Source organism: Paraburkholderia lebeckiae, assembly GCF_014201005.1.
GTDB lineage: Bacteria > Pseudomonadota > Gammaproteobacteria > Burkholderiales > Burkholderiaceae > Paraburkholderia > Paraburkholderia tuberum.
Map to the genome: position 1 here is coordinate 70,500 of NZ_JACHDK010000002.1, position 26,084 is coordinate 96,583.

Here is a 26,084-nt window from a genome sequence, read left to right on the forward strand (position 1 = left end):
CGACGAAGAAACGAGATTATAGGGGACTAGATTGTGGTTTGCCTAGTCCTTTATTCAAAAAGTTCGAGGGGCTCGCGCAGATGCTGTCTTGCTTCGTCGAAGATGGTCAGATCACGGGCCGCAAGTCGCTTGCTGTCGGACAAAACTCGACGCCAACCACGCGCACCCGCTTCGCCGCGATACAGCCCAAGCGCATGGCGCGTGATCGCGCCGAGATAGGTGCCGCGCGCCATTTCGGTCGCGCAATACTCGATCAGTTTCGCTTCGACCTGCTCGCGCGTCAGCGGCGCCTGCGCGGAGCCGTAGAAGCGCGCGTCGACATCGGCGAGCAGGTAGGGGTTGTGATACGCCTCGCGCCCGAGCATCACGCCGTCGACGTGCTGAAGATGCGCGTCGACTTCGTCGAGCGTCTTGATACCGCCATTGATGATGATTTCCAGCTGCGGAAAATCGCGCTTCAACTGATACGCGTAGTCGTACTTGAGCGGTGGAATCTCGCGGTTTTCCTTCGGGCTCAGGCCCTTCAGGATCGCGTTGCGCGCATGAACGATAAAGACCTCACAGCCGGCTAGCGCGATCGTGCCGACAAAATCGCGGACGAAGCCGTATTCCTCGACCGTATCGACGCCGATGCGGTGCTTGACCGTGACTGGCACCGATACGACGTCGCGCATCGCCTTCACGCAATCGGCGACGAGTTGCGGCTCGTTCATCAGGCATGCGCCGAACGCGCCGCGTTGCACGCGCTCGGATGGGCAGCCGCAATTCAGGTTGATTTCGTCATAGCCCCATTGCTCGCCGAGCTTGGCCGAACGCGCGAGATCGTCGGGCTCGCTGCCGCCGAGTTGCAGCGCGACTGGCGCTTCGTCGGGCGTGAATGCGAGATGACGCGGCACGTCGCCGTGCAGCAGCGCGCCGGTCGTCACCATTTCCGTGTAAAGCCAGGTACGGCCCGAAATCATTCGATGCAGCGAGCGGCAATGACGATCCGTCCACTCCATCATCGGGGCAACGGACACGCGGCGGGGGCTGGGAGTGCGAGGTAAAGACATGGAGCGGCCAAGCGGCTTGAATCAAAACATCAATTTTACCGCAAGGCCAGAAACCGCCGGGCGCTGGAGCCATATCGCGACAGAGGCGGGCGCCGGTTCGTCAATGCGTCAATGCTTCAATGCCCATGGCCCCCCATCCCGCCACCACTGCTCCATGAGCTGCCGCCGCCGTGCATGCCGCCGTATCCGCCACCGTGCCATCCGCCGTCCCCGCCATGCCAGCCGCCGTGCCCGCCGTGCCAGCCTCCGCCATGCCATCCGCCGCGCCCGTGCCAATACCCATGTCCGTAATAGCAGCACCGCCCTCCGAAACCGCCATAGATACCAACCGAGCCGTACGCCGGTCCGTAGTAAGGCGGTCCATACGCGTAGGGATAGTAGGGTTGCGCGTAGCCGTAGTCCGCTGGCGGAGCGACGACGCATCCAGTGATGCTCGCTGCCGCGGCCGCGAGCAGCGTCATCGATGCAATGAGCCTGGTCACGATTTTCTCCTTCACGTAATCCTCAGAAAAACCGCGCGCAACGGAGTTCAGCCGCGTTTGTGTCCGAGCGTTACCGGCGCCGGCGCGGCGGTGCGCGCTCGGGGCTTCGACCACGCGAGCCGTTGCCGCGACGCTCGACCGTTTCGCTAAACTTCTCGCGTATTACCGAGCGGCGCTGCGGTGAAACTTCGTTAACGATCTGAAACATTACTGAAGGGCGTGGCTGCTAACTTCCATCGGATGATTCGTCGTTTGAGTCGGAAGCGATTCGCGTGCCCGCGCGGAAATCCGCGCTTCTGCTCGACGAAAGCGAACAACCCATTCGCCCGCGACGCCGCCGCCCGACCGCCGTCGCGCTAGGAGCTGGTCGACGATAGCGAAGCGAACGTGCGTCGCATGCACGCGCATTGCGGGGTCGAGTGAGACGAACGTTGCCTCGCATTTCGCGAGAAGATGCGGCGTGTCAGCACCGCGAGTTCGGCACAGGTGCGCCGACCGTTGTATCGAACGTCGGTGCGGCGCTGGCAGCCGCGAGGCGAATTGCCTGAACCGCTATGGGAAGGTCTCGGACCCGACCTGACGGCGGCCGACGCTCAACGCGCGATTACTGACACGTGATGCAGCCACGGGTACACGCCGGCAGTGAACGCCGCGTAGATCGCGGCCATCGTCACGCCGGCGGCCGTGCCCCAGATGTCGCGCGAGGCCGCGCCCTGGCGAAAATGCACGGGCAGTCCGACCACGACGTAGCCGATCACGAAGAACAGGATGACCGCGCGCACCGGCGACAGATCGTGGCCGATGAATTCGAGCAACGCCGACAGGCTGAATTGCGACATGGACATGCAGGCAGTCACGAAGGCGGGGGATCGGACAGCGCCGGAACACATCGAAATTGTTCAGTGAATGACGACTGATCCGCTTCACTCTCGACGTTTCACAGCGCGACGACCTATGCCGATTAAAGGCCACGCAAACGTGATCCGCAAGAAAAAACCTGTATGAATTTGTACTGTCCTACATTGCTTGCAGCTTGCCTGCGCCGCGACTTTCAGCCGGCTTGGCAACGCTTTCACGGCGACGGTCTCAACGCTCCAGGGGCTTCGGTTTGCGCAAGGGGCCGAGCAGCGGTTTCAAGCCGTTGTGATCGATCTCGTGCATCAACGCGAGCAGACGGCCGATCTCGCCGGGCGGAAAGCCCTGGCTCGCGAACCAGTTCAGATAGTGGCCGGGCAGGTCGGCGATCACGCGGCCTTTATATTTCCCGTAGGGCATCACGCGCGTGACCAGCAATTCGAGGTGTTCGTGATTCATGGCAACGAAGTCATGATGAAACGCGCATCGAGAGCGCAAAGCGCGCAACGCGCAAGCACCAGGCGGCGCGCTGCAACGCATGGCCCCGCATTCTAGCCTTGCTGCAGGTAATGCGCCGGCGTGGTAACGTCTGCGCTTTCCGTTCACATCTTCAACAGGACAAGTTAGATGGAATACCGCAGACTCGGCGACTCCGACGTGCAGGTTAGCCTGATTGGTCTCGGCACGATGACGTGGGGCGAGCAGAACACCGAGCAGGAAGCGCACGCGCAGATCGACTACGCGCTCGATCACGGCGTGAACCTGATCGACACCGCGGAAATGTATCCGGTGCCGCCGCGCGCCGAAACGCAAGGCTCGACGGAGCGCTACATCGGCACGTGGCTCGCGCAGCACAAGAGCGCGCGCGAGAAGATCGTGCTCGCCACCAAGATCGCGGGCCCCGCGCGTCAGCCGCACAATCCGCGTCATATTCGCGGCGAGGGCAACCAGTTCGATCGCAAGAACCTGACCGAGGCGCTCAACGACAGCCTCAAACGTCTGCAAACGGACTACGTCGACCTGTATCAGCTGCACTGGCCGGATCGCAGCACGATGACGTTCGGCCGCCCGTCGTATCCGTGGGTCGACGACGCGTACACGGTGCCGATCGAGGAAACGCTGACGGTGCTCGCCGATTTCGTGAAGGCAGGCAAGGTGCGCCATATCGGCGTGTCGAACGAAACGCCGTGGGGCGTCGCGCAGTTTCTGCGCGCGGCCGAAAGGCTCGGCTTGCCGCGCATCGTCAGCATCCAGAATCCGTACAGCCTGTTGAACCGCACGTACGAAGTGGGTCTGTCCGAGTACGCGCATCGCGACAACATCGGTCTGCTCGCGTATTCACCGCTCGCGTTCGGCTGGCTGTCGGGCAAGTACGAAGGCGGCGCGCGTCCTGCCGGCGCGCGCATCACGCTGTTCGAGCGCTTCCAGCGCTATAGCAAGCCGCAAGCCGTGCAAGCGACCACGCGTTACGTCGAGCTCGCGAAGCGCCACGGCATGACCCCCGCGCAATTCGCGCTCGCGTTCGTCAATCGCCGGCCGTTCGTGACCAGCAATCTGATCGGCGCGACCTCGCTCGAGCAATTGAAGGAAAACATCGCCAGCGTGGACGTGAAGCTGTCGCCGGAAGTGCTGGCGGAAATCGACAGGCTGCACGAGCTGCAGCCGAATCCGGCGCCTTGATGTCGAGGTAAGCGCGACGCGCTTGCCGCGGTGGCCCCGGTCGATTGCCGGGGCCGCCGCGGAAGGCGCAGCGAGTCACTCGGCATCGGCCAAACTCAACCCGCGGCCTTTGCCGTATCCACCGTCTCGCGCTTCGCCGCAAGCGGCGAATTCTCGCCGAGATCCCAGAACAGTCCCGCCATCATCTGCAGTCCCTCGCGCACCACCGGAGCCAGAAGGTGCTCGTTCGGCGCATGCTGCGAGCAGGCCGGATAAGAATGCGGCACCCAGATCGTCGGCAGACCGAGCGTGTCGGCGAATACCTCGTTCGGCAGCGTGCCGCCGAGATTCGGCAGCAGCGCGGTCTTCTTGCCGGTGGTCGCTTCGAGCGACGCGATCGCCCACGTGACCCACGGATCGTCGGGATCCAGCCGCGTGGCTGGCGCGCCGCGTTCGACGTCGATTTCGACCAGCTGAAAACCGTGCGCATCGAGATGCGCGCGCAGGTGCTCGCCGAGGTTTTCCCAATCGGTGCCGACCACGAAACGCAACTGGCAGACCGCGAACGCCGACGGCGGAATCGCGTTGACCGGGTTCTCCGGATTGCCCGCCTTGAAGGCCAGCACTTCGAAGCTGTTCCAGCCGAACACGCGCTCGGGCGCGGAAAGACCCGGCTCGCCCCAGTTATCATCGACGGTGGGGTCGCCCGGACCGTTGCCCACCGTGATGTCGGCAAGTGCGCGGCGCACGGCCTCGGGGATCGGCGGCGGACGCAGGCCGTCGACTGCAATCACGCCGCGCGCATCGACGAGACTCGCGAGCGCGTTGGCGAGCACCGTCGCCGGATTGCGCAGCAAGCCGCCCCAGTTGCCCGAGTGATGCGCGCCGTCGCGCAGGTTCAGCGATAGTCTGAAATTGACCGCGCCGCGCGAGCCGAGAAACACGGTCGGACGACGCGCTGCGAGACGCGGACCGTCGGAGGCGATCAGCACGTCGGCGGCCAGTTCGTCGCGATGCGCATGGCAGATCGCGTCGAGCCCCGGTGAGCCGGTTTCCTCGCCCATCTCGATCAACAGCTTCGTGTTGAAGCCGAGTTTGCCGTCGCGCGCGGCGAGTGTGCTCGCGAGCGCGGCGAGGTTGATCGAGTGCTGGCCTTTGTTGTCGGCGGTACCGCGACCGAACCAGCGCTCGCCTTCCACGGTCACCGCCCACGGCGTCAGCGGCGCGCGCCACTGGCTGTCGTAGCCGCGCACGACGTCGCCGTGGCCGTAGATCAGCACGGTCGGCAGATGATCGCCTTCGTGACGGTTGGCGATCAGGAACGGACCGAAGCCGTCGACCGGGTTATCGACGATGCGCGTGCTGAAGCCGAGGCGCTCCGCTTCGGGCTGGATTTCGTCGGTCAGATAGGACAGCAGCAGCGCGCCGCGATCGCTTTCCTGGCTTTCGGTGCGAAATCCGACGCGGCGGTTCAGATCGGCGAGAAAAGCGCCGGATTCGAAATGCCGGGTGGCGAGCTCGATGGCCTGGTTGCGGCTCATGTCGATGTCTCCGATGCGGGGGATGGGTGAAGGGGCTGAGGGCCGCCAGGCTCGATGGCTCGATGCTCGGCGCGGCGTTCAGGCGAATCGCCTGCAACGTCATTGCAACCGATTCTAGAAGCGCGCCATTTTTGTCACAATGATCATGTTTCGAAGCTTGCCTTGCCGGAAAAGCAAAGCGTCGCGCGTCGGCTCGAACCGCGGCACCCGCCCACCCATGGCACCGTTGCAACAGATTCGATCGAGGCGTCCAGGATGGCACGTTCACTGCATGGCATCGCGTTGCGTTATTTCGTCGAAGTCGCGCGCAGCGGCTCGCTGAGCGACGCGTCGGAACGGCTGCACGTCGCGGTATCGGCGATCAGCCGACAAATCGCGCGGCTCGAAAGCGGGCTCGGCGTGACGCTGTTCGAGCGGCGTCCGCGCGGCATGGCGCTGTCCGAGGCCGGTGAGCGGCTGCTTGCGTACGCGCAACGCAGCCTGCTCGAAGCCGAGCACGTGATGAAAGAGATTAGCGGCCTCGCGAGCTTGCACGGCAGCCGGATCAAGATCGCGACCGCCGAGGGCTTTGCGGTCGACTTCCTGCCTGCCGCGATTGCGGATTTCCGCGCCGAGCACCCCGGCATCGATTTCACGCTGACCGTGATGTCGCCGGCCGACGCCACTCGCCACGTGCGCGACGGCGACGTCGATATCGCGCTGTCGTTCAGCCTCGCGCCAGAGAAGGGCGTGAAGGTCGAGCACACCGAACGCGCGCCGGTGTTCGTGCTGCTGCGCGCCGATCACCCGCTCGCGGCGCGCGCGAAACTGTCGCTCGCCGAGGTGAGTCGCTATCCGCTCGTGTTGTCAGAGACGGGCACCACGATTCGCCAGTTGATCGACATCACGTGCGCGCTCGAAGGCATCCTCCTCGAGCCGGACCTGATCTGCAACAACAGCGGCGCGAGTTATCGCTACGCGCAGCGGTCCGGAGCGATCATGTTCACGGGGCTGCTGTCGGTGCGCGACCGCTATGCCGACGACGGCTTCGTCGTGATTCCGCTCACCGACCCGCAGATGCGCCAGCGCAGCATCCAGGTGCAGACGATGGCGGGGCGCGAGTTGCCCTCGTCGGTGCGCACGTTTCGCGACCATTTGATCGCGCGGATCGCGGATGCGAAGCCGGCTGGGGCGCAGGCGTCGAAGGTCGCCGGCGGACGCGGTAAACGTACGCCGCGGCGTCCGCGAGCCGATGCATGAAATGCGTCACATGCAACGCACCAAGCGGCAAATGTTCTCCCGGAATCCGAATCACGACCTAAACTGTGGTGGACGGCAAGGACGGCCCTGAGAAAACGACCCTGATGGTGCGCGCCACGATCAGGGGAAACGCGGAACAATGGCAGTCGAACCGCGGACCTGCCGCCCAGCCCGCGATGCTGCAATGCACACAGGCGGCAACAGATGGACCCAAATAGAAACGCGGCGCGTCGTCCCGATGGCGCGTTGCCCACAACAGAGCGATAGGACCAACACAGCCATGGCGCAACAGAAAACCAATCCAAAACTCGAGCAGGCTCTCACGCGCGGTGATCTCGCGATCCGTCAGGCGAACTCGGCGCGAGCGACCGCGTTGTTGCGTGCGCTCGCCAAGATGATCGTCGATGCGTCGGCGACCATCGGCGTGGAAGCCTTCACGCTGATTCACGACGGCGACAAGATCTACGATCCCGCCGATGGTATATGGCCACAGGCGCTGCTGATCTCGCTCGACGGTCCGGTCGAGGACGCCGATCCCGACGAATTGCGCACGGTGCGGCTGATCGCGGATGATCCGGCCACCGTGTTCCGGGTGGAGTGGCAGCGCGCCGATGGCAAGATCGGGCGTCACGAGGGCGGCCCGTTCGCGACGGTCGCGTTCATCTCCGACGTCGACATTCCGTGGACCGATGACGAGGACTGAGCGCGCGCAACGATAGCAAACACGCCATGCGACGACCGACGCGGCGTCGTCTTGCGCGGGTGCAGGCGCAACGCGCCGCCCGCGCATTCGGCTTACTTCATCATGCGACGCCGAAACAGGATCGCCGACACGATGAAGCCGCCGATCGCATAAGCGGCCAGCACGCTCACATGCAGCGCGGCGTACTCCATCGGCCGACCGAGCATCGCCGGGCGCATCAGATCGACCGCATTGGCGAGCGGCAGCGCGGCAGTCACCGCTTGCGCGGCGCCGGGCAGTTGCGAGATCGGAAAGAACACGCCGGAGAGCAGCAGCATCGGCGTGAGCACGAGCGTCTGATAGAACATGAAAAAGTCGTATGACGGCGCGAGCGCCGTCACGATCATCGCGAGGCTCGCGAACGCGAGACCGGCCAGCACGATGACCGGCAGCGCGAGCAGCATCGACGGAAAACTCGCATAGCCGAGCGCGCCCGCCACCAGCATGATCGCCACACCCGACAACACCGATTTGCTGGCGGCCCACACCACCTCGCCGAGCACGATATCGCCGAGCGTGAGCGGCGTATGCATGATCGCTTCCCACGTGCGCTGCACGTGCATGCGCGAAAAGCCCGAATACATCGACTCGAAGCTCGCCGACATCATCACGCTCGACGCCACCGTGCCCGCCGCGAGGAACGAGATATACGACACGCCGTCGACGTGCCCGACCATCAGCCCGAGCCCGAGGCCGAGACCGAACAGATAGATCATCGGATCGGCGAGGTTGCCGAACATCGACGCGATCGCGAGCTTTTTCCACACCAGGTAGTTGCGGCGCCATACCGCGATCCAGTTCGTGGCGTTGGCGGGGAAGGCACCGAACGGCTCTTGCGCCGATGGCGTGCCGTCGTGGGTTTCGTAAGTACGTGCGTCCATCAAGTGTCTCGCTATGGGTTCAGTCCTGCATCTCGCGACCGGTGAGCCGCAGAAACACATCCTCGAGATTCGCCGGCCGATGCAGATAGCGCAAATCGGCGCGCTGCTTGAGGCGCATATGCACGGGCTGCGCGTCGTTCACGTAACAGAACAGCGTCTCGCCGCTGATCTCGGTGCGCTCGGCGAGCGGCGCGAGTTCGTCGCGCAACGCAAACGGATCGGGGCCGTAGATCTCGATCACGTCGCAGCCGATCTCGGATTCGATCAACTCGCGCGGCGCCCCTTCGGCGATCTTGCGGCCTTCCTCGATCACGCACAGTCGATGACAGAGCCGTTCGGCTTCTTCCATGAAGTGCGTGGTCAGCAGGATGGTCTTGCCGCGCGCGAGCAGCGAGCGCAGCCGCTCCCAGATCAGATGGCGCGCTTGCGGATCGAGACCGGTGGTCGGCTCGTCCATGATCAGCACGTCGGGATCGTTGATCAGTGCGCGCGCGAGCGTGAGGCGCCGCTTCATGCCGCCCGACAGTTCGCTCACGCGCGCGTCCGCCTTGTTCTCGAGGCGGGCGAATTCGAGCAGACCCGGCACCGCCGCGCGACACTGCGCGGCGCTCAGACCGAAGTAGCGACCGAATACGAGCAGATTTTCGCGCGCCGTGAAATCGGGATCGAGGTTGTCGAACTGCGGCACCACGCCGACGCGCGAGCGTGCGAGGCGCGCGCGGCCCGGGATCGGCTCGTCGCACAGCCGGATCGCGCCGGCGTCGGGCGCCGCAATGCCGAGCAGCATGCGCAATGTCGTGGTCTTACCGGCGCCGTTGGGGCCGAGCAGCCCGAAGCATTCGCCGGTGTTCACATGAAACGACAATCCGTCGACGACCGTTTTTTCGCCGTAGCTTTTCCTGACCTGATGGAATTCGATGGGGGCGGTGGGCATGGTTCGAGCAAGGCTCCGGGAAAAGACACAAGGTACGCGCAAGACACACAACATAGCTGCGATGCACGCATTGCGCACGCGAAGCCGCTTGCTCCAGGTATCGGATCGCTGATGCGAGCGGGTGTCCGGGAACGCGTCATGCGTGGGGTGCGATGTGCTCGTCGGTGTCGATTGGCGCCGCTGATTGGCGGTGGCACGACTGGCACGTCAACAGGCCCGCAGTGTGTCGACGCAGCGTTCGCAAACGAAGTTTTGCATTGCGGCATCCGTGTGCAAACGCTGCGTCGGGTCGCCCAACGCTTGTGCAGACTGGATCGGCATGCACCGAGTATGCACTTAGCGTTTTCCATCCCTTGCAAGCTGAATTGCGGCGCACCATGATTGATTCAGACCGCGCTTTCCGCGCGAATGGAGAAAACAGATGGCGAGCTACCAGAAAATTCTGTTGTGCTACGACGGCTCGCGCGAAGGCCGCAAAGCCCTGCGTTGCGGTGCCGATCTGGCGTTGGAACTGAAGGCGGAAACGCATCTGCTGTCGGTGGTCGACATGCGTTCTAGCATTGCCCAAAGCGCGGGCCTGCTGACGGACGTCGCCTGCGGCAGCTTTGAAAAAACAGCCCGCGAGATTTTGCAGGAGGGCGTGAACTGGCTGACCGAACGCGGCGTGAGCGCGCAAGGGCATTTCGCATTCGGTCATCCGATCGACGAGATCGCCAATCTTGCCAACGAGTTGCAGGTCGACCTCGTGGTGGTGGGTCATCGCTGCCGGACTGGTTTGTCGCGGTGGTGGATGGGGGCGGGCAACACGCCGCTGCTCGACCGCGTGTCGTGCAGCATTCTGGTGGCGTGCTCGTCCGCGCAGGAGCAGCAGCAGGCAGCTGCGGCGTAATAGGCTAGTGAGGGACGCGAAGCCGCGCGCCCTGTCATCTAGCCCAGAATGTGAATAGACCCTGTCGCGTGGCCGGCCCCGATGGCCAGCCACGCATCTCATCCGGCCAGGCTTCGATCTCACTCGTTCAGATCGATCGCCGCGAGCTTCCACGTGACTAGACCTTCGCGACGCAAGATTGCCGAATAGTTCGCGTTACCTTCGCCACGCCGGTACGTGACGACAAACTCGTTGAGACTGCGATAGCCGGCCGTGCTTTGACGCCCGGGCGGCGGTGCGCTTGCCTGGGTGGTGGTGTCGCCCGCGGCTGGTGCGGCCGGCGCTTCGCCGCCCGCGGCTGGCGGCGCGGACGGTTGCTCGCCCGGCGTGCCACGCGGCGGCATGCCGTTCAGCAGCGCCGCGACGCCGTCGGGTGTCGCATAGGCATCGACGAGCGGGCCGATCAGCGTCACGCCGATCACCGCGCCGATCGTGGCCATCTTGTTGCCGGCATCCGCCTCGAGTCGGCGTGTCAGCATGGCGCCCACCTGTTGCTTCAGGCTATCGCGTAGCGCGGGAAAGTCCACGTATTGATTGACAGTTTGCACGTCGCGCGCATCTGCGGCGCGTTTGAGATTGTTCACCGCGAGATACGGTGACGCATAAATAAAGCCCAGCGCGGCAATCACGATCACCACGATCAGCGTGATCAGCAGCGGCCGGGTGGCGCTGCCCTGTGTGCGTTTCCGAATTGTCATCGAATGGGACTCCACGTCAGTGATGATCTAACGTCGACCACGGCGAGGTCGGAACGATCCCATCCCACGCGAATCTCTGAACATCCGAAGTGCTTGTTGCATGCGTACTCAGGATTCGCTCAGGCTTCGAACACCGCGCCGTGCACGTTGGCTTCGTCGGCTATGCAGCGATCGATCATACGGCATACGGCGTCGACCGTGCCGACCATGATCAGTCGCGACGGTCCATGATAGACCCGCACCGGCGCGCGACGCGCGGGCTCGGCGATGTTCAGCGCCGAATTCAGCGACACGCGCGCGAACGCCGGCAACGACGACGGCAGACCGGAAGCTTCGGCAGTCGCGTCGAAGAGCGACGGCGTGCGCGCAGCGGGCGCCTCGATTAGTGCGCAGGGCGTGAGCTTGCGCAGATGGCGCAGACGGCCGAACTGGCGAAAGGGCAACAGGCGGGCAAGGCGTTCCATGAGTCTCTCCAGGCGATGCGGCGTAGATGCGGGCGTAAATTCGGGCGTAAATGCGGCTCGGGTCGGACAAACCGGCGCAAGCGTTCTGGCGACAGCGAAAGATCAGAACTCGCTGGGACGGATCAGCCCGACCGCGATTCCTTCGAGCGCGAAATCGGCGCTGCCGGTTTCCACGAAGATGTTGTCGTAATCGGGGTTTTCGGCGATCAGTTCGATGCCGTTCGGCCGGCGCTTCAGACGCTTGACCGTCACGTCGTCGCCAAGCCGCGCAATGATGATCTGGCCGTCCTTCGCTTCGGTGCGCTTTTGCACCGCGAGCAGGTCGCCGTCGAGAATGCCCGCGTCGCGCATCGACAGGCCGCGCACCTTCAGCAGGTAGTCGGGCTTGCTCGAGAACAGCGCCGGGTCACACGCGTAGTGCTGCGAGATATGTTCCTGCGCGAGGATCGGGCTACCCGCCGCGACCCGGCCGATCAGCGGCAACGACAACTGCATCAGGCCCGCATGCGGCAGGGTGAACTGATACGGCGCGTCCTCCTGCCCAGACAGCAGGCGGATGCCGCGCGACGCGCCGGCCGCGAGTTCGATCACGCCCTTGCGCGCCAGCGCGCGCAGATGCTCTTCCGCGGAATTGGCCGAGCTGAACCCGAGTTCGGCGGCAATTTCCGCGCGGGTGGGCGGAAAGCCGGTGCGTTCGATCGCGCGGCGGATCAGATCGAAAACCTGCTGCTGTCGTGCGGTGAGTTTTGTCATGGCCACTGTATGTATGAACAGGTGACTGTATTTTTATACAGTATTCGGCGCATTTCAAGCTTTACTTTAAGTTCGGCGCAAGGGGCGCGCTGAGACGTCGTTGATCGGCGACACGACGGCGTTTTCGGCGTCCCAGCAGCCGGCGCATCTGTCGTTACCACTTTTGAGTATTAAAAAATGAAGAAACATTATTTTTAATGATGAAAGCGCTTCGATAGACTGGCCTCCGGTTGGCGCTCATGTGCACGTGACCGCGACGCAGAACAACACCAGACGCTCACCAGCGGACATCACGCGGAGAAAAATTGAAATGAACCATCGGCATACGGGGCTCGCGGCTCGAACCAGAAAACTGATCGCGGCGCTCGCCGTCGGCGCGGCGGGTGCGCTCGGCATGTTGGGCGTAAGCGGCGTCGCGCACGCCGACACCACGCTGTTGAACGTGTCCTACGATCCGACGCGCGAGCTGTATCAGGACATCAATCAGGCATTCGGCAAGGAATGGAAGGCCAGGACCGGCGAAGCCGTCACCTTCAAGCAGTCGCACGGCGGCTCGGGCGCGCAGGCTCGCTCGGTGCTCGACGGGCTGCAGGCCGACGTCGTGACGCTTGCGCTCGCCTATGACATCGACGCGCTCGCGAACAAGGGGCTCGTCGACAAGAACTGGCAAAAGCGTCTGCCGGACAACGCATCGCCGTACACGTCGACGATCGTGTTTCTGGTGCGCAAGGGCAACCCGAAGCACATCAAGGATTGGGACGATCTGGTGAAGCCGGGCGTGTCGATCGTGACGCCGAATCCGAAGACCTCGGGCGGCGCGCGCTGGAACTACCTGGCCGCGTGGGCGTACGCCGAGCATCGACCGGGCGGCAACGACCAGAAGGCCAGGGAGTTCGTCGGCAAGCTGTACAGGAACGCCGGCGTGCTCGATTCGGGCGCGCGCGGCGCGACCACGAGCTTCGTGCAGCGCGGTATCGGCGACGTGCTGATCGCGTGGGAAAACGAGGCGTTCCTGTCGCTGAAGGAGTTTGGTCCGGACAAGTTCGAGATCGTGGTGCCGTCGGTGAGCATTCTGGCCGAGCCGCCGGTTGCGGTGGTCGACAAGGTCGTCGACAAACACGGCACGCGCAAGCTGGCCGAGGCGTATCTGAACTTCCTGTATAGCGAGCAAGGTCAGGAGATCGCCGCGCGCAATTTCTATCGTCCGCGTTCCAGCAAGGTGCCCGCCGATCTGACCGCGAAGTTTCCGAAACTGAAGCTGTACACGATCGACGATTCGTTCGGCGGTTGGACCAACGCGCAGAAGACCCATTTCGCGGACGGCGGCGTGTTCGATTCGATTTATCAGCCGCAGTAAGAACCACCGCCTGAATCACAGGCAGGGGCAAAAGGGCGCGCCTGATGGGCGCGCTTTCGGCTAACCGGGGTCCGGTGGCAAGCAGAGTGCGGCAGTACCGCAGTACGGCAACACGGCAAAACGAACAACCGCGCGAGCATCAACCATGAACGGGTATCCAGCATGACCACGTTGACCTTCCGCAAGCCGAGCGCATTGCCCGGTTTTGGCCTGACACTCGGCATCACGGTGGCTTATCTGAGCCTCGTGGTGCTGGTTCCATTGGCGGCGACCTTTCTGAAAACCGCGACGCTCGACTGGGATCAGTTCGTGCGCGCGGTCACGTCGCCGCGTGTGCTCGCGTCGTATCGGCTGACGTTTTTCTCGGCGCTAGGCGGCGCGCTGATCAACGCGGTGTTCGGCTTTCTCGTCGCGTGGGTGCTGGTGCGCTACACGTTTCCGTTCAAGCGGATCGTCGATGCGGTCGTCGATCTGCCGTTCGCGCTGCCCACCTCGGTGGCGGGCATTTCGCTCGCGGCCGTGTATGCGGGCAACGGCTGGATCGGCCAGTTTCTCGCGCCGCTCGGCATCAAGATCGCGTTCACGCCGGCGGGTGTGCTGGTCGCGCTGACGTTCATCGGCCTGCCGTTCGTCGTGCGCACCGTGCAACCGGTGCTCGATGAGTTCGAGCGCGAGCAGGAGGAGGCGGCCGCGTGTCTCGGCGCGTCGCGCTGGCTCACGTTTCGCCGCGTCGTGCTGCCGGCCGTGTTCCCGGCGCTGCTGACCGGCTTCGCGCTCGCCTTTGCGCGCGCGCTCGGCGAATACGGCTCGGTGATCTTCATCGCAGGCAATGTGCCGATGAAGTCGGAGATCACGTCGCTCCTGATCATCACGAAGCTCGAGCAATACGACTATGCGGGCGCGACGGCGCTCGCGGTCGTGATGCTGGTCGTGTCGTTCCTGATGCTGCTGTCGATCAACACGCTGCAGTGGTATCTGCAGCGGCGCACGAGCCGCGGCAATACGGGATCGGCGCCAGTGGCCACGAGCGTCGCCGCTATCGGTGGAGGTGTGCAATGAGCCGCGTTCCGACCAACCCGGCGAGCGTGGCGCGTCGCCCCGATCCGGTCAGCGAGCCGGCGGTCGTGCGCTGGCTGCTGATCGGCCTCGCACTGCTGTTTCTCGCGCTGTTTCTGGTCGTCCCGCTCGCCGCGGTGTTCTACCAGGCGCTGAACAAGGGGCTGCGTTTTTACTTCGAAGCGCTCGCCGATCCGGATGCGCTGTCGGCGATCAAACTGACGCTGCTCACCGCGGCAATCGCGGTGCCGCTGAACCTCGTGTTCGGCCTTGCGGCGTCGTGGTGTATCGCGAAGTTCGAATTCCGTGGCAAGGCGCTGCTGACCACGTTGATCGATCTGCCGTTTTCGGTGTCGCCGGTGATCTCCGGTCTGATCTACGTGCTGATGTTCGGCGCGCAGGGCTGGTTCGGCCCGTGGCTCGAAGATCACAACGTGCAGATCATCTTCGCGGTGCCGGGCATCGTGCTCGCGACGATCTTCGTCACGTTCCCGTTCGTCGCGCGCGAGCTGATTCCGCTGATGCAGGCGCAGGGCAACGACGAGGAAGAAGCCGCGCACGTGCTCGGCGCATCGGGCTGGCAGACGTTCCGTCGCGTCACGCTGCCGAACGTCAAGTGGGGTCTGCTGTACGGCGTGATTCTGTGCAATGCGCGCGCAATGGGCGAGTTCGGCGCGGTGTCGGTCGTGTCGGGCCATATTCGCGGGCAGACCGACACGATGCCGTTGCACGTCGAAATCCTCTACAACGAGTACAACTTCTCGGCCGCGTTCGCCGTGGCCTCGCTGCTCGCGCTGCTGGCGCTGGTTACGCTGGGGCTCAAGCTGTTGGCCGAGCGTCAGATGTCGGCGGAACTGTCGGCGGCGCGCGAAGTGCCTGCGTATGCGGGGCCCGTGTCGCCGTCCGGCGCTTCGCAGGCCAATAGCGCGCAGTCCGCTTCTCATTCGTTTTTCGTCAACGCCACGCCTGCGTCGCAGCGACATCCGCTCAAGCAAGGAGAGCTGTAAATGGGTATCACCGTTCGTAACCTGCAAAAGCGCTTCGGCGATTTCGTCGCGCTCGACAACGTGTCGCTCGACTTTCCGCCGGGCGAACTCGTCGCGCTGCTCGGGCCGTCCGGTTGCGGCAAGACGACGTTGCTGCGTGTGATCGCCGGCCTCGAATACGCGGATGGCGGCCAGGTCGAACTGCAAGGCCAGGATGTCGCGGCGGTCGGCGCGCGTGAGCGCGAGGTGGGTTTCGTGTTCCAGCACTACGCGCTGTTCCGTCATATGACGGTGTTCGAAAACGTCGCGTTCGGGCTGCGCGTGAAGCCGCGCAAGGAACGTCCGTCCGAGCAGGTGATTCGTGAGAAGGTGCATGAGTTGCTGAAGCTCGTGCAGCTCGACTGGCTCGCACAGCGCTATCCGTCGGAGCTGTCCGGCGGCCAGCGCCAGCGCATCGCGCTCGCACGTGCGTTGGCCGTGGAGCCGAAGGTGCTGTTGCTCGACGAGCCGTTCGGCGCGCTCGACGCGAAGGTGCGCAAGGAACTGCGCAGCTGGTTGCGTCGCCTGCACGACGATCTGCATATTTCGACGATCTTCGTCACGCACGATCAGGAAGAAGCGCTCGAAGTGGCGGATCGTATCGTCGTGCTCAATCGCGGGCATGTCGAGCAGGTAGGGAGCCCACAGGAGGTGTACGACCATCCGCAGACGCCGTTCGTCTACGAGTTTCTCGGCGCGGCGAACCGCCTGCACGGCAGCGTCGATGCGCAAGGCTTCGTCGTCGATGGCGCGGCGCTGCCGGTCGCGATCGCGGAGGGTTTTAGGGGCCCGGCGTTCGCCTATGTGCGGCCGCACGATCTGCAGTTGTATCCGCAGGCGGCGGGGCATCGCGAGGGCATTGTCGTCGACGTGCGGCGCGTGGTGACGCTCGGCGGTTCGGTGCGCGTCGAGCTCTCGGGTCGCGAGGGCAATCTGCTCGAAGCCGAACTCGATCGCGAAACGTGGCGTGATCTGCAACTCGCGGTCGGCGACGGCGTGACCGCGGTGCCGCGCGCGCTGCGGGTGTTTCCGGCGCAGTGAGGTGGCGGCGCCGCTGCGCGGCGCTGATGACAAGCGAGAACGTATCAGCCGTACCGCGTGGATCGCCTGGCATTTGCGGCTCCAATAAAACTCAACTCTGGCAGAACCGGAGACACAACGATGAATTTCCAGCAATTGCGCTTCGTGCGCGAAGCCGTGCGGCAGAACATGAACCTGACCGAAGTGGCGAACGTGCTCTACACGTCGCAGTCGGGCGTATCGAAGCAGATCAAGGATCTCGAGGACGAACTCGGGGTCGACATCTTCATCCGCCGCGGCAAGCGTCTGACCGGGCTCACCGAACCGGGCAAGGCCGTGCATCAGTTGATCGAGCGGATGCTGCTCGATGCGGAGAATCTGCGCCGCGTCGCGCGTCAGTACGCGGATCAGGACAGCGGCCACCTCGTCGTCGCGACCACCCACACGCAGGCACGCTACGCATTGCCGAAGGTGGTTCGGCAGTTCACGTCGGTGTTCCCGAAAGTGCATCTGGCGCTGCGCCAGGGCAGCCCGCAGCAGATCGCGCAGATGATCATCAACGGCGAGGCGGATATCGGCATCTCGACCGAGGCGCTCGACCGTTTTCCCGACATCGTCACGTTCCCGTGCTATTCGTGGCATCACGTCGTGGTGGTGCCGAAGGATCATCCGCTCGTCGGCCGAGCGAATCTGACGCTCGACGAGATCGCCGAATTCCCGATCATCACCTACGACCAGGACTTCACCGGCCGCTCGCATATCGATCAGGCGTTCGCGAAAGCGGGTGCGTTGCCCGACGTCGTGCTGACCGCGATCGACGCCGACGTGATCAAGACCTACGTCGAACTCGGCATGGGCATCGGCGTGGTCGCGGCAATGGCCTACGACCCGAAGCGCGACAGCGAACTCGTCGCGCTCGACACGCAGCATCTGTTCGAGGCGAGCACGACGCGTGTCGGCTTGCGCAAGGGCGCGTTCCTGCGCGCGTACGCCTATCGGTTGATCGAGATGTTCGCGCCGCAGTTGAGCGAGGCAGACATCGCGGCGCAGTTGCGCGAGGCGGCTTAGAGCCGCGAGCAGCTTAGGGTGGGACTTGCACCCGTCGTCAATACTTGTGGTGATGAGTGCAATTGGGCACCGCATGAGATTTGAGCCCGCTCGCGCGTTGCGCACGCTCGCGCAAGCCGAACCCGCGTCCGGTCTTCCACGCATGGCGACGCGAAGCGCATCGCTTACAATCGCCGCCATGAATACCTCGACTTCTCCCTCTCCGCCGATTTCCCCCGGCCATAGCACCGCGCCGACGCTGCCGCGCATCGCGGTGCTCGCGACCGGCGGCACGATCGCCGGCTCCGCCCCGGATGCGGCCAATACGTCGGGCTATCAGGCGGGCGTCGTCGGCGTCGATCAGCTGCTCGCGGCGGTGCCGGCGTTGTCTACGGTCGCGCGAATCGCGCCCGAGCAGATCGCCAGCGTCGACAGCAAGGACATGTCGCTGCCGCTGTGGACCACACTCGCGCAACGCATCAACGCGCTGCTCGCGACGGACGACGTCGACGGCCTGGTGGTCACGCACGGTACCGATACGCTCGAAGAAACCGCCTATCTGCTGCATCTGACCGTCAAGTCGGACAAGCCGGTCGTGCTGACCGCGGCGATGCGCCCAGCGTCGGCGCTCTCCGCCGACGGTCCGCTGAACCTGCTAAACGCGGTGACGGTCGCTGCGCACGCGGCGGCACGCGGTCAGGGCGTGCTGGTTGCGTTCAACAACCGGATTCACAGCGCGCGCGACGTCGTGAAAACGAGCACCTATGCGGTCGATGCTTTCCAGTCGCCCGAAATCGGCGCGCTCGGCTGGGTGCAGGATGGCCGCGTCGAATTCCAGCGCAGCGTGGTGCGCGCGCATACGGTCGCGAGCGAATTCGCAATCGATGCGGCGTGGCCGCAGGTGGAGATCGTCACGAGCTATGCGGGCGTGTCGCGGGTCGCCATCGATGCGCTGGTCGCCGCGGATGTGCGCGGCATCGTCGTGGCGGGTACGGGCAATGGCTCGATCCACCAGTCGTTGCAGCAGGCACTGGCGGATGCCGCGTTGCGCGGCGTGGCGGTGGTGCGCTCGTCGCGCGTGGGTTCGGGGCATGTGATGCGCAACGGCGCGGCGGCCGACGATGCGCTCGGTTTCGTCAGCGCGGGTTCGCTGAATCCGTACAAGGCGAGGGTGCTGCTGATGCTGGCGCTGGCCGCGGGCCACACTGCGCCGGCGGCGTTGCAGAAGGTGTTCGATACGTATTGATTGGCGAATCCGACAGCCGGACACCCGACGACGACGTCTGACCGACCAAGGCTTCCCCGTCACCGACGGGTGCCGCTGCGGACCCCACTTGCCGCTCTCAGCCCAGAGCGGCGCGATTTGCCCGTTGCGCCGCGCCGGCAATCCAAGCTGCCGTGCAACGAACGGGCGCCCCACCTGTGTTCACCGTGACGTCGCCGATGCCGAAGCGGCAACCGGCGGAATCAACGGCGAGCTGAACTGCAGAGGAAGCGTGAAGACCTCAAGCCGCCTTCGCTTCTTCACTGTCCGGCGCCTGAGCGACTTCATGATTCGCCATGATTTCGAGCGCGCGCACCATCGCCGAATGATCCCACGCCTTGCCGCCGTTCGCGGCGCAGACGCTGAACAGTTGCTGCGCGCTCGCGGTATGCGGCAGCGCGATGCCGAGCTTACGCGCGCCATCGAGCGCGAGATTCAAGTCCTTCTGATGCAACTCGATCCGGAAACCCGGATTGAACGTGCGCTTCGTCATGCGCTCGCCATGCACTTCGAGAATCCGCGACGACGCGAAGCCTCCCATCAGCGCGCGCCGCACGCGCTCTGGGTCGGCGCCCGAACGCGACGCGAACAGCAGCGCTTCCGCGACCGCTTCGATGTTCAGCGCGACGATGATCTGGTTCGCGACCTTGCAGGTCTGACCCGCGCCGTTGTCGCCGATCAGCGAGATGTTCTTGCCCATCAGTTCGAACAACGGCCTGGCCAGCGCAAAGGCTTTCTCGGGACCGCCGACCATGATCGTCAGCGACGCATCCCGCGCGCCGATTTCGCCGCCCGACACCGGCGCATCGAGATAGTCGACGCCGAGCGCGTTGATCTTCTTCGCGAACGCCTGGGTGTCGAGCGGTGAGATCGAGCTCATGTCGATGACGAGCTTGCCTTTGGTGAGGCCGGCGGCGACGCCGTCGTCGGCGAACAGCACGTTGGCGACGTCAGGTGTGTCCGGCACCATGATGATGACGATGTCGGCGGCCTGCGCGACCGCGGTCGAACTGGCGACTACGCTCGTGCTCTTCGCGATGTCGTCCGGCACCGGATACGCGCCGTTCACGAACAGCGCGTGTCCGCCCTTGATGAGGTTGCGCGCCATGTGCGCGCCCATGATGCCGAGTCCGATGAAGCCGATCTTTGCCATGTGTGTGAATCTCCAGGGTTATTAGGGGACGTGCGTTGAGGACCTTCAGGGAGCCGTGACGATCCCTGAGGACCCTCAAGCCGCCGCGTGTGCCGCGCCGCGCGCCTGACCTGCCATACTTTGCACCCAGCCGAGGCCGGCATCGGTCGTCGTGCGCGGCTTGTATTCGCAACCGACGTAGCCGTCGAAGCTGAGCGAGTCGAGCAGCGCGAACAGATACGGATAGTTGATTTCGCCGGTGCCCGGTTCGTGCCGCCCGGGGTTGTCCGCGAGCTGGATATGCGCGATCTGCGCGAGGTTCTTTTCGATCGTCGCCGCGAGTTCGCCTTCCATCCGCTGCATGTGATAGATGTCGTACTGCAGGAACAGATTGTCCGAGCCGACCTCGCGAATCACGGCGAGTCCATCGCGGGAACGGTTCAGCGCGAAGCCCGGAATGTCGTACGAGTTGCATGGCTCGACGAGCAGCCGGATGCCGGCCTTCTTGAGCTCGCGCGCGGCAAAGCGCAGGTTGTCGACGATCGTTGCGCGGGCGGTGTGGGCGTCGACGTTCGCGCGCGGAATGCCGACGAGGCAGTTCAGTTGCGGCACCTTCAACGCGCTTGCGTATTCGATCGCGCGGCCCACGCCTTCCTGAAACTCGGCGACCCGATCGGGCAGGCACGCGATGCCGCGTTCGCCGGCTTCCCAGTTGCCGGCCGGCAGGTTGTGCAGCACCAGCTTGAGGCGGTTCTGTTGCAGACGTTCGCTCAATTCGGCGATCGAATACGGATAGGGAAACAGGAATTCGACGGCATGAAAGCCGGCGTTGGCCGCTGCCGCGAAACGGTCGAGGAACGGCACTTCGTTGAACAGCATCGTCAGGTTCGCTGCGAATTTAGGCATGGTGCTTTTGTCTCTCAGGTCGGTCAGGGAATGGCGCGCTGGTCGTGATGAGGCGAGGGCGCAGAGCATGAACTCGGCCCTCGCGTATCGAGCGCGCTGAATGCTGCGAATACCGCGAAGACGCAACGCTCAATCGAGCAGGCTGATCGCCGTCGGCGCGTCCTCGCGCTTTTCCGCGAGTTCCTCGAACTCGTTGATCGCGTCGATCTCGGTGCCCATCGAGATATTGGTCACGCGTTCGAGAATCACTTCGACGATCACCGGCACGTTGAATTCGGCGAGCATCGACTGCGCTTTTTGCAGCGCCGGCTTCAGCTCCTCCGGCTTGAACACGCGAATCGCCTTGCAACCCAGACCTTCGGCCACCGCGACGTGATCGACGCCATAGCCGTTCATCTCCGGCGAGTTGATGTTTTCGAAGCCGAGCTGCACGCAGTAGTCCATTTCGAACGCGCGCTGCGCCTGGCGAATCAGGCCGAGGTACGAGTTGTTCACGACGACATGCACGTACGGCAGCTTGAATTGCGCGCCGGCCGCGAGCTCTTCGATCATGAACTGGAAGTCGTAGTCGCCCGACAGCGCGACGATCGGCCGTTGCGGGTCGGCCGCGCGCACGCCGAGCGCCGCCGGAATCGTCCAGCCGAGCGGGCCCGCCTGACCGCAGTTGATCCAGTTGCGCGCCTTGTACACGTGCAGGAATTGCGCGGCGGCGATCTGCGACAGGCCGATCGTGCTCACGTAGCACGTGTCGCGGCCGAACACCTGGTTCATCTCTTCGTAGACGCGCTGCGGCTTCATCGGCACGTTGTCGAAGTGCGTCTTGCGCAGCATCGTGCGCTTGCGTTGCTGGCAATCGGCAACCCACGCGCCGCGATCCTTCAGCTTGCCCGCGGCCTTCCATTCGCTGGCGACTTCGACGAACAGTTCGAGCGCGGCCTTCGCGTCCGACACGATGCCGAGATCCGGGCCGAACACGCGGCCGATCTGCGTCGGTTCGATATCGACGTGCACGAACTTGCGGCCCTTCGTATAGACATCGACGCTGCCGGTGTGACGGTTGGCCCAGCGGTTGCCGATGCCGAGCACGAAGTCGGACGCGAGCATCGTCGCGTTACCGTAGCGATGCGAGGTCTGCAGACCGACCATGCCGACCATCAGCGGATGGTCGTCGGGAATCGCGCCCCACGACATCAGCGTCGGGATCACCGGCACGCCGAGCGTTTCGGCGAACTTCACGAGCAGGTCCTCGGCCACGGCGTTCAGCACACCGCCGCCCGACACGATCAGCGGCCTGTCGGCATCGTTGAGCAGCGTCAGCGCGGCCTCGATCTGCTTGCGGGTCGCCTTCGGCTTGTAGACCGGCAGCGGCTCGTACGTGTCGATGTCGAATTCGATTTCGGCGAGCTGCACGTCGATCGGCAGATCGACCAGCACCGGGCCCGGGCGGCCCGAGCGCATCAGATGGAACGCCTGCTGAAACACGCGCGGCACCAGCGCCGGCTCGCGCACGGTCACGGCCCACTTGGTGACGGGCTTGGCGATCGATTCGATATCGACGGCCTGGAAGTCTTCCTTGTACAGACGCGCGCGCGGCGCCTGGCCTGTGATAGCCAGAATAGGAATCGAGTCGGCCTGCGCGGAGTACAAACCGGTGATCATGTCGGTGCCGGCGGGGCCCGAGGTGCCGATGCACACGCCGATGTTGCCCGGCTGAGCACGCGTGTAGCCCTCGGCCATGTGCGATGCGCCCTCCACATGGCGCGCGAGCACGTGGCTGATGCCGCCGGCTTTGCGCATCGCCGAGTAGAACGGGTTGATCGCGGCGCCCGGCACGCCGAACGCGGTATCGATGCCTTCTTTTTCGAGCACCAGAACAGCGGCGTCGACGGCTCTCATTTTGGCCATGAATGTCTCCTCTAGGTCGGGAATTACGTCGGTTGAGGGACACTGTAGGCCTGCGCCAAAGGTTTGATAAGATCAGTCCGGGTCGCTTATTCCGAAACAAAAAGTATGGAATGACGTGAAGCCCGGCGCACGGCCGGCATCAGCCCGGCAAGAGACAGGTGGGAGACGAACATGGACCGCTTCAAACAGATCGAAACCTTCGTGCGGGTCGCCGATGCGGGCAGTCTCGCGGCGGCGGCGCTTGAGGAAGGCGTGTCGCCGGTGATTCTCGGGCGGCGCATCGATGCGCTCGAGAAGCGCCTCGGCGTGAAGCTGATGTATCGCACGACACGGCGGCTCGTCGTCAGCGAGGACGGCGCCGCGTTTCTCGAACGCTGCCGCGGGCTTCTCAGCGAATGGGATCAGGCGGAAAACGAACTGAGCGCCGGGCGCCGCGCGGTGAACGGCCATCTGATCGTGTCGGCGCCCGCCGCGTTCGGGCGTAAGCACGTCGCGCCGCTCGCGCCCGCGTTTTTACGTGACAAACCCGAGTTGCAGATGTCGTTCAATCTGACCGACCGGGTCGTCGATCTGGTGCGCGAGGGCTACGATCTGTCGATCCGCATCGGCGGCGCGGTCGATCCGAACTTCATCGCGGTGAAGCTGGCGTCGAACCGGCGCGTGGTGTGCGGTACGCCCGACTATTTTCGCCGTCACGGCAAGCCGAAGACGCTCGAGGATCTGCCGGCCCACAACTGTCTCGCGTTCAATCTGCAAGGCGGGCAGAACCGCGGCTGGTATTTCCGCCGCAACGGCAAGCTCGCGACGGTGCGGGTGGGCGGCTCGCTCGACTGCAACGATGGCGAACTGCTGCATCGCTGGGTTTCGGAGGGGCTCGGACTCGGCTGGCGTTCGACGTGGGAAATCCAGCGGCAGCTCGCGCGAGGCGAGCTGGAAACCGTGCTCGACGAATATGCGCTGCCCGATTACGACATCCTTGCGGTCTATCCGCAGCAGCGCTTCGTGCCGGCGCGCGTGCGCTATTTCATCGACTATCTGAAAGACGTGTACGCGAGCGACGACTACTGGAACAGGCCGTCGTACTAGCTGGCGAGCGGCGCGCGCAGGCGATCGCGATCTTTCCTGCGAATGCTCGCCTGAGTCGGGAATAAACTCGGTCTATGGCCAGTTCTGCTGTGAAAGACACGTCAGGAACGACACCTCGCGGGGCGCGCAACCGCAGCGACCCGCACGACGCAGCCGCCATGCCCTTGGAGGGGCCCACGTGGTCCAGACCGATTCAGACGCCGATGCCGATGCAGCGAAAAGCCGCCGCTTCCAGCAGCTGGCGTTGCCGCATCTCGACGCCGCGTACAACCTCGCGCGCTGGCTGTGCGGCAATCCGAACGATGCCGAGGACGTCGTGCAGGAAGCATTCATGCGCGCGTTCCGCTTCTTCGATACGTTTCGCGGCGACTCTGCGCGGCCGTGGCTGCTCGCGATCGTGCGCCGCACCTGGTACACGGAATGGCGCCGTCGCGCGCCGTCGCACGACATGCTCGAATTCGACGAAACGATGGACGACGCGACACTCGACGGATGGAGCGCGGGCGGCGACGATCCGCAGACGCTGCTGATCCGCGACGAGGATGCACGCCAGGTACACGACGCGTTGGCGCGTTTGCCGGTCGAGTATCGCGAGGTGCTGATCTTGCGCGAGCTCGAGGAGATGGGATATCGGGAGATCGCGGTGGTGGCCGACGTGCCGATCGGTACGGTGATGTCGCGGCTCGCGCGTGGGCGGCGCAAGCTGGCGGAGGTGTTGATGGCGCAGCAGCGAGGCGGGGGGGAGTCGGTTGGCGGGGGGCGCAAAGGCGGGCAGGGTGGCCCGCGCGGGTCGACGGGAGCGCCGTCGGATCAGGCCGCGCAGTCCGACCGACTCGCGCGGTCAGCGCCCGCCGCGCCGCCTGCGTCCTGCCCGCAGCCCGCACGAAGTTCCGGCGATGGTCGCCCGGTATCGGCGGCGGTCGTGCCCGCCACCGCAACAGTGACACAGCTCCGGGCGTTTGCCGACGGCCGGCCCCTCAACATTCCCGGCGCTGTCGCCGACCCCGCTCAGGAGACGCCGGATGGACTGTAACGAAGCTCGGCCGCTCCTCGAGGCGAATGCCGATCACGAACTGCCGGCACCCGATGCGCGCCGGGTCCAGCAGCATATCGAGAGCTGCGACGACTGCCGGCGCGCGAGCGACAACCTGCGCGCGCTGAGCGGCGCGCTGCGCGCGGCGCCGTATCATCGGGCGCCGCAGTCGTTGCGGGCGCGGATCGTGGCGGGCTTGCCCGGCGCGGTCGAGGGAGGAACTGCGGGGTTGGCCACGGCGGCGGCGCCTGAAGATTCAGAGGAGGAGTCTACCGGCAGCGCTAGCGCCGGGATGACGGACGTGGCGACGTACGAACCTCAGCGTCAGCGTCGCTGGGCGCGGCGACCCGCGTGGCTCGACCGGTGGCTCAGAGGCTTCAGCGGTCCGGGTCGCTCGGGCGATTCACGCGGCCGGCTAATCGGCTTCAACGGACCGCATGCCGCCGGCGGCGCCAACCGCGTGGTCGCGCGCGGCGGTCTCGCGGTGCTCGTGATCGCGCTGTGTGTGGCCACCGCTGTCCTGACGCTGACGCTGCGCCGTCCCGCCGAATTCGCGCCATTCACCGACGAACTCATCGAAAGCCATGTGCGCGCGCAGGTTTCCGGCCGCGACATCGACGTAATTTCGACCGACCGTCACACGGTCAAGCCATGGTTCAACGGTCGACTCGACTACTCGCCGCCGGTCGAGGACCTCGCGGCGGCCGGCTTCGCGCTGGAGGGTGGCCGGCTCGACTACCTCGCGCATCAGCGTGTCGCGGTGCTCGTGTACCGCTACGGCAAGCACGTGATCGACGTGTATGTATTTCCGCAGTCCACAACGCGTGGCATTGACGGCGCGGCGCCGGCATCGCTCGCCCACGACGGCTATTCGATCGCACATTGGGACGCGGCGGGCATGACCTGGTGGGCGATCACGGACGCCGCACCCGATGCGCTCAGTGGTCTCGAAGCGGCGCTCAGAGCGCGTTTGCAGAGCGGCAGCCAGCGCACGGAAGCGGGTTGAGGGACAAGAACGGCCCGAC

Annotated in this window: 26 protein-coding genes; 13 read left to right on the forward strand and 13 right to left on the reverse strand. The window is 64.7% G+C overall.

From position 1 onward, the window contains the following. Positions 1–50 precede the first annotated feature (50 nt). The 4 genes from dusA to HDG39_RS03620 all read right to left on the reverse strand — a co-directional run bounded on the left by dusA (position 51) and on the right by HDG39_RS03620 (position 2,848). Positions 51–1,052 (reverse strand): tRNA dihydrouridine(20/20a) synthase DusA, encoded by a 1,002-nt coding sequence (dusA, locus tag HDG39_RS03605; RefSeq protein ID WP_184003328.1) that lies wholly within the window; start codon positions 1,050–1,052, stop codon positions 51–53. Between the two features lie 116 nt (positions 1,053–1,168). Then, positions 1,169–1,534, reverse strand: a complete 366-nt coding sequence (locus tag HDG39_RS03610; protein ID WP_184003329.1) for a hypothetical protein — start codon at positions 1,532–1,534, stop codon at positions 1,169–1,171. A gap of 593 nt (positions 1,535–2,127) precedes the next feature. Then, positions 2,128–2,373, reverse strand: coding sequence for a hypothetical protein (locus HDG39_RS03615; protein ID WP_184004167.1), 246 nt, complete (start codon positions 2,371–2,373; stop codon positions 2,128–2,130). A 247-nt stretch (positions 2,374–2,620) separates the two neighbouring features. Continuing rightward, positions 2,621–2,848, reverse strand: coding sequence for a DUF3820 family protein (locus HDG39_RS03620; RefSeq protein WP_184003331.1), 228 nt, complete (start codon positions 2,846–2,848; stop codon positions 2,621–2,623). Between the two features lie 168 nt (positions 2,849–3,016). Between HDG39_RS03620 and HDG39_RS03625 the strand changes: the two genes are divergently transcribed. Continuing rightward, a complete protein-coding gene (locus HDG39_RS03625) occupies positions 3,017–4,069 on the forward strand; it encodes an NADP(H)-dependent aldo-keto reductase (RefSeq protein WP_184003333.1) in 1,053 nt (350 codons plus the stop codon). 95 nt (positions 4,070–4,164) lie between these two features. Here the strand turns inward: HDG39_RS03625 and HDG39_RS03630 are convergent, their stop codons facing one another. Continuing rightward, on the reverse strand, positions 4,165–5,589 hold the full coding sequence (locus tag HDG39_RS03630; RefSeq protein WP_184003335.1) for a M20 family metallopeptidase: 1,425 nt from the start codon (positions 5,587–5,589) through the stop codon (positions 4,165–4,167). A 255-nt stretch (positions 5,590–5,844) separates the two neighbouring features. Here HDG39_RS03630 and HDG39_RS03635 point away from each other — a divergent pair, with 255 nt between their 5' ends. Both HDG39_RS03635 and HDG39_RS03640 read left to right on the forward strand, forming a co-directional pair. Further along, positions 5,845–6,828 (forward strand): LysR family transcriptional regulator, encoded by a 984-nt coding sequence (locus tag HDG39_RS03635; protein WP_184003337.1) that lies wholly within the window; start codon positions 5,845–5,847, stop codon positions 6,826–6,828. Between the two features lie 280 nt (positions 6,829–7,108). Further along, positions 7,109–7,531: a hypothetical protein gene (locus HDG39_RS03640; RefSeq protein ID WP_184003339.1), complete on the forward strand. Its 423-nt coding sequence runs from the start codon at positions 7,109–7,111 to the stop codon at positions 7,529–7,531. Positions 7,532–7,623: 92 nt separating this feature from the next. Here HDG39_RS03640 and HDG39_RS03645 read toward each other — a convergent pair whose 3' ends face one another. Together HDG39_RS03645 and nodI are read right to left on the reverse strand one after the other, a co-directional pair. Then, positions 7,624–8,451, reverse strand: a complete 828-nt coding sequence (locus tag HDG39_RS03645) for an ABC transporter permease (RefSeq protein ID WP_184003341.1) — start codon at positions 8,449–8,451, stop codon at positions 7,624–7,626. 19 nt (positions 8,452–8,470) lie between these two features. After that, the gene (gene nodI / locus HDG39_RS03650; RefSeq protein ID WP_184003343.1) at positions 8,471–9,385 is read right to left on the reverse strand and encodes a nodulation factor ABC transporter ATP-binding protein NodI; all 915 of its coding nucleotides are present in this window, start codon (positions 9,383–9,385) and stop codon (positions 8,471–8,473) included. A gap of 421 nt (positions 9,386–9,806) precedes the next feature. On the opposite strand from nodI, the gene HDG39_RS03655 reads away from it, so the two are divergent. Further along, positions 9,807–10,274: a universal stress protein gene (locus tag HDG39_RS03655; RefSeq protein ID WP_018418191.1), complete on the forward strand. Its 468-nt coding sequence runs from the start codon at positions 9,807–9,809 to the stop codon at positions 10,272–10,274. Positions 10,275–10,393: 119 nt separating this feature from the next. Here HDG39_RS03655 and HDG39_RS03660 read toward each other — a convergent pair whose 3' ends face one another. The 3 genes from HDG39_RS03660 to lexA form a co-directional block, all read right to left on the reverse strand. Then, complete coding sequence (locus HDG39_RS03660) at positions 10,394–11,011, reverse strand: DUF2939 domain-containing protein (protein ID WP_184003345.1); 618 nt, start codon at positions 11,009–11,011, stop codon at positions 10,394–10,396. Between the two features lie 119 nt (positions 11,012–11,130). Beyond that, positions 11,131–11,475, reverse strand: a complete 345-nt coding sequence (locus HDG39_RS03665; protein WP_018418189.1) for a hypothetical protein — start codon at positions 11,473–11,475, stop codon at positions 11,131–11,133. A gap of 102 nt (positions 11,476–11,577) precedes the next feature. After that, a complete protein-coding gene (lexA, locus tag HDG39_RS03670; RefSeq protein WP_026225415.1) occupies positions 11,578–12,228 on the reverse strand; it encodes a transcriptional repressor LexA in 651 nt (216 codons plus the stop codon). A gap of 310 nt (positions 12,229–12,538) precedes the next feature. Here lexA and HDG39_RS03675 point away from each other — a divergent pair, with 310 nt between their 5' ends. The 6 genes from HDG39_RS03675 to HDG39_RS03700 all read left to right on the forward strand — a co-directional run bounded on the left by HDG39_RS03675 (position 12,539) and on the right by HDG39_RS03700 (position 18,979). Next, complete coding sequence (locus HDG39_RS03675) at positions 12,539–13,585, forward strand: sulfate ABC transporter substrate-binding protein (protein WP_184003347.1); 1,047 nt, start codon at positions 12,539–12,541, stop codon at positions 13,583–13,585. A 162-nt stretch (positions 13,586–13,747) separates the two neighbouring features. Then, positions 13,748–14,644, forward strand: coding sequence for a sulfate ABC transporter permease subunit CysT (gene cysT, locus HDG39_RS03680; RefSeq protein ID WP_184003349.1), 897 nt, complete (start codon positions 13,748–13,750; stop codon positions 14,642–14,644). Beyond that, positions 14,641–15,648, forward strand: a complete 1,008-nt coding sequence (gene cysW, locus HDG39_RS03685; RefSeq protein ID WP_184003351.1) for a sulfate ABC transporter permease subunit CysW — start codon at positions 14,641–14,643, stop codon at positions 15,646–15,648. The genes cysT and cysW overlap by 4 nt, the downstream gene beginning before the upstream one ends. Next, entirely contained in the window at positions 15,649–16,707 is a 1,059-nt protein-coding gene (locus tag HDG39_RS03690) for a sulfate/molybdate ABC transporter ATP-binding protein (RefSeq protein ID WP_184003353.1), read from the forward strand. Between the two features lie 120 nt (positions 16,708–16,827). Next, positions 16,828–17,754: a CysB family HTH-type transcriptional regulator gene (locus HDG39_RS03695; protein ID WP_184003355.1), complete on the forward strand. Its 927-nt coding sequence runs from the start codon at positions 16,828–16,830 to the stop codon at positions 17,752–17,754. A 178-nt stretch (positions 17,755–17,932) separates the two neighbouring features. Then, on the forward strand, positions 17,933–18,979 hold the full coding sequence (locus tag HDG39_RS03700) for an asparaginase (protein WP_184003357.1): 1,047 nt from the start codon (positions 17,933–17,935) through the stop codon (positions 18,977–18,979). Positions 18,980–19,238: 259 nt separating this feature from the next. On the opposite strand, the gene HDG39_RS03705 is transcribed toward HDG39_RS03700, so the two are convergent. The 3 genes from HDG39_RS03705 to gcl all read right to left on the reverse strand — a co-directional run bounded on the left by HDG39_RS03705 (position 19,239) and on the right by gcl (position 22,940). Next, on the reverse strand, positions 19,239–20,150 hold the full coding sequence (locus tag HDG39_RS03705) for a 2-hydroxy-3-oxopropionate reductase (RefSeq protein WP_184003359.1): 912 nt from the start codon (positions 20,148–20,150) through the stop codon (positions 19,239–19,241). A gap of 75 nt (positions 20,151–20,225) precedes the next feature. Then, entirely contained in the window at positions 20,226–21,035 is an 810-nt protein-coding gene (otnI, locus tag HDG39_RS03710; RefSeq protein WP_184003362.1) for a hydroxypyruvate isomerase, read from the reverse strand. Positions 21,036–21,164: 129 nt separating this feature from the next. Continuing rightward, positions 21,165–22,940: a glyoxylate carboligase gene (gene gcl / locus HDG39_RS03715; protein ID WP_184003364.1), complete on the reverse strand. Its 1,776-nt coding sequence runs from the start codon at positions 22,938–22,940 to the stop codon at positions 21,165–21,167. A gap of 171 nt (positions 22,941–23,111) precedes the next feature. On the opposite strand from gcl, the gene HDG39_RS03720 reads away from it, so the two are divergent. From HDG39_RS03720 to HDG39_RS03730, 3 genes are all read left to right on the forward strand, one after another. After that, the gene (locus HDG39_RS03720; RefSeq protein WP_184003366.1) at positions 23,112–24,026 is read left to right on the forward strand and encodes a substrate binding domain-containing protein; all 915 of its coding nucleotides are present in this window, start codon (positions 23,112–23,114) and stop codon (positions 24,024–24,026) included. A gap of 178 nt (positions 24,027–24,204) precedes the next feature. Continuing rightward, entirely contained in the window at positions 24,205–25,059 is an 855-nt protein-coding gene (locus tag HDG39_RS03725; RefSeq protein WP_184003368.1) for an RNA polymerase sigma factor, read from the forward strand. Then, positions 25,049–26,065, forward strand: a complete 1,017-nt coding sequence (locus tag HDG39_RS03730) for an anti-sigma factor family protein (protein WP_184003370.1) — start codon at positions 25,049–25,051, stop codon at positions 26,063–26,065. The genes HDG39_RS03725 and HDG39_RS03730 overlap by 11 nt, the downstream gene beginning before the upstream one ends. Positions 26,066–26,084: the final 19 nt, after the last annotated feature.

Bases quoted from the DNA above. Each gene is read 5' to 3' on its own strand.
- HDG39_RS03675 (WP_184003347.1), top strand. From the start codon at position 12,539: ATGAACCATCGGCATACGGGGCTCGCGGCTCGAACCAGAAAACTGATC.
- HDG39_RS03660 (WP_184003345.1), bottom strand. From the start codon at position 11,011: ATGACAATTCGGAAACGCACACAGGGCAGCGCCACCCGGCCGCTGCTG.
- HDG39_RS03645 (WP_184003341.1), bottom strand. From the start codon at position 8,451: ATGGACGCACGTACTTACGAAACCCACGACGGCACGCCATCGGCGCAA.
- HDG39_RS03690 (WP_184003353.1), top strand. From the start codon at position 15,649: ATGGGTATCACCGTTCGTAACCTGCAAAAGCGCTTCGGCGATTTCGTC.
- HDG39_RS03635 (WP_184003337.1), top strand. From the start codon at position 5,845: ATGGCACGTTCACTGCATGGCATCGCGTTGCGTTATTTCGTCGAAGTC.
- HDG39_RS03730 (WP_184003370.1), top strand. From the start codon at position 25,049: ATGGACTGTAACGAAGCTCGGCCGCTCCTCGAGGCGAATGCCGATCAC.
- HDG39_RS03620 (WP_184003331.1), bottom strand. From the start codon at position 2,848: ATGAATCACGAACACCTCGAATTGCTGGTCACGCGCGTGATGCCCTAC.
- otnI (WP_184003362.1), bottom strand. From the start codon at position 21,035: ATGCCTAAATTCGCAGCGAACCTGACGATGCTGTTCAACGAAGTGCCG.
- HDG39_RS03655 (WP_018418191.1), top strand. From the start codon at position 9,807: ATGGCGAGCTACCAGAAAATTCTGTTGTGCTACGACGGCTCGCGCGAA.
- dusA (WP_184003328.1), bottom strand. From the start codon at position 1,052: ATGTCTTTACCTCGCACTCCCAGCCCCCGCCGCGTGTCCGTTGCCCCG.
- cysW (WP_184003351.1), top strand. From the start codon at position 14,641: ATGAGCCGCGTTCCGACCAACCCGGCGAGCGTGGCGCGTCGCCCCGAT.
- HDG39_RS03705 (WP_184003359.1), bottom strand. From the start codon at position 20,150: ATGGCAAAGATCGGCTTCATCGGACTCGGCATCATGGGCGCGCACATG.
- gcl (WP_184003364.1), bottom strand. From the start codon at position 22,940: ATGGCCAAAATGAGAGCCGTCGACGCCGCTGTTCTGGTGCTCGAAAAA.
- lexA (WP_026225415.1), bottom strand. From the start codon at position 12,228: ATGACAAAACTCACCGCACGACAGCAGCAGGTTTTCGATCTGATCCGC.
- HDG39_RS03630 (WP_184003335.1), bottom strand. From the start codon at position 5,589: ATGAGCCGCAACCAGGCCATCGAGCTCGCCACCCGGCATTTCGAATCC.
- HDG39_RS03625 (WP_184003333.1), top strand. From the start codon at position 3,017: ATGGAATACCGCAGACTCGGCGACTCCGACGTGCAGGTTAGCCTGATT.
- HDG39_RS03720 (WP_184003366.1), top strand. From the start codon at position 23,112: ATGGACCGCTTCAAACAGATCGAAACCTTCGTGCGGGTCGCCGATGCG.
- HDG39_RS03615 (WP_184004167.1), bottom strand. From the start codon at position 2,373: ATGTCGCAATTCAGCCTGTCGGCGTTGCTCGAATTCATCGGCCACGAT.
- HDG39_RS03695 (WP_184003355.1), top strand. From the start codon at position 16,828: ATGAATTTCCAGCAATTGCGCTTCGTGCGCGAAGCCGTGCGGCAGAAC.
- cysT (WP_184003349.1), top strand. From the start codon at position 13,748: ATGACCACGTTGACCTTCCGCAAGCCGAGCGCATTGCCCGGTTTTGGC.
- HDG39_RS03640 (WP_184003339.1), top strand. From the start codon at position 7,109: ATGGCGCAACAGAAAACCAATCCAAAACTCGAGCAGGCTCTCACGCGC.
- HDG39_RS03700 (WP_184003357.1), top strand. From the start codon at position 17,933: ATGAATACCTCGACTTCTCCCTCTCCGCCGATTTCCCCCGGCCATAGC.
- nodI (WP_184003343.1), bottom strand. From the start codon at position 9,385: ATGCCCACCGCCCCCATCGAATTCCATCAGGTCAGGAAAAGCTACGGC.
- HDG39_RS03665 (WP_018418189.1), bottom strand. From the start codon at position 11,475: ATGGAACGCCTTGCCCGCCTGTTGCCCTTTCGCCAGTTCGGCCGTCTG.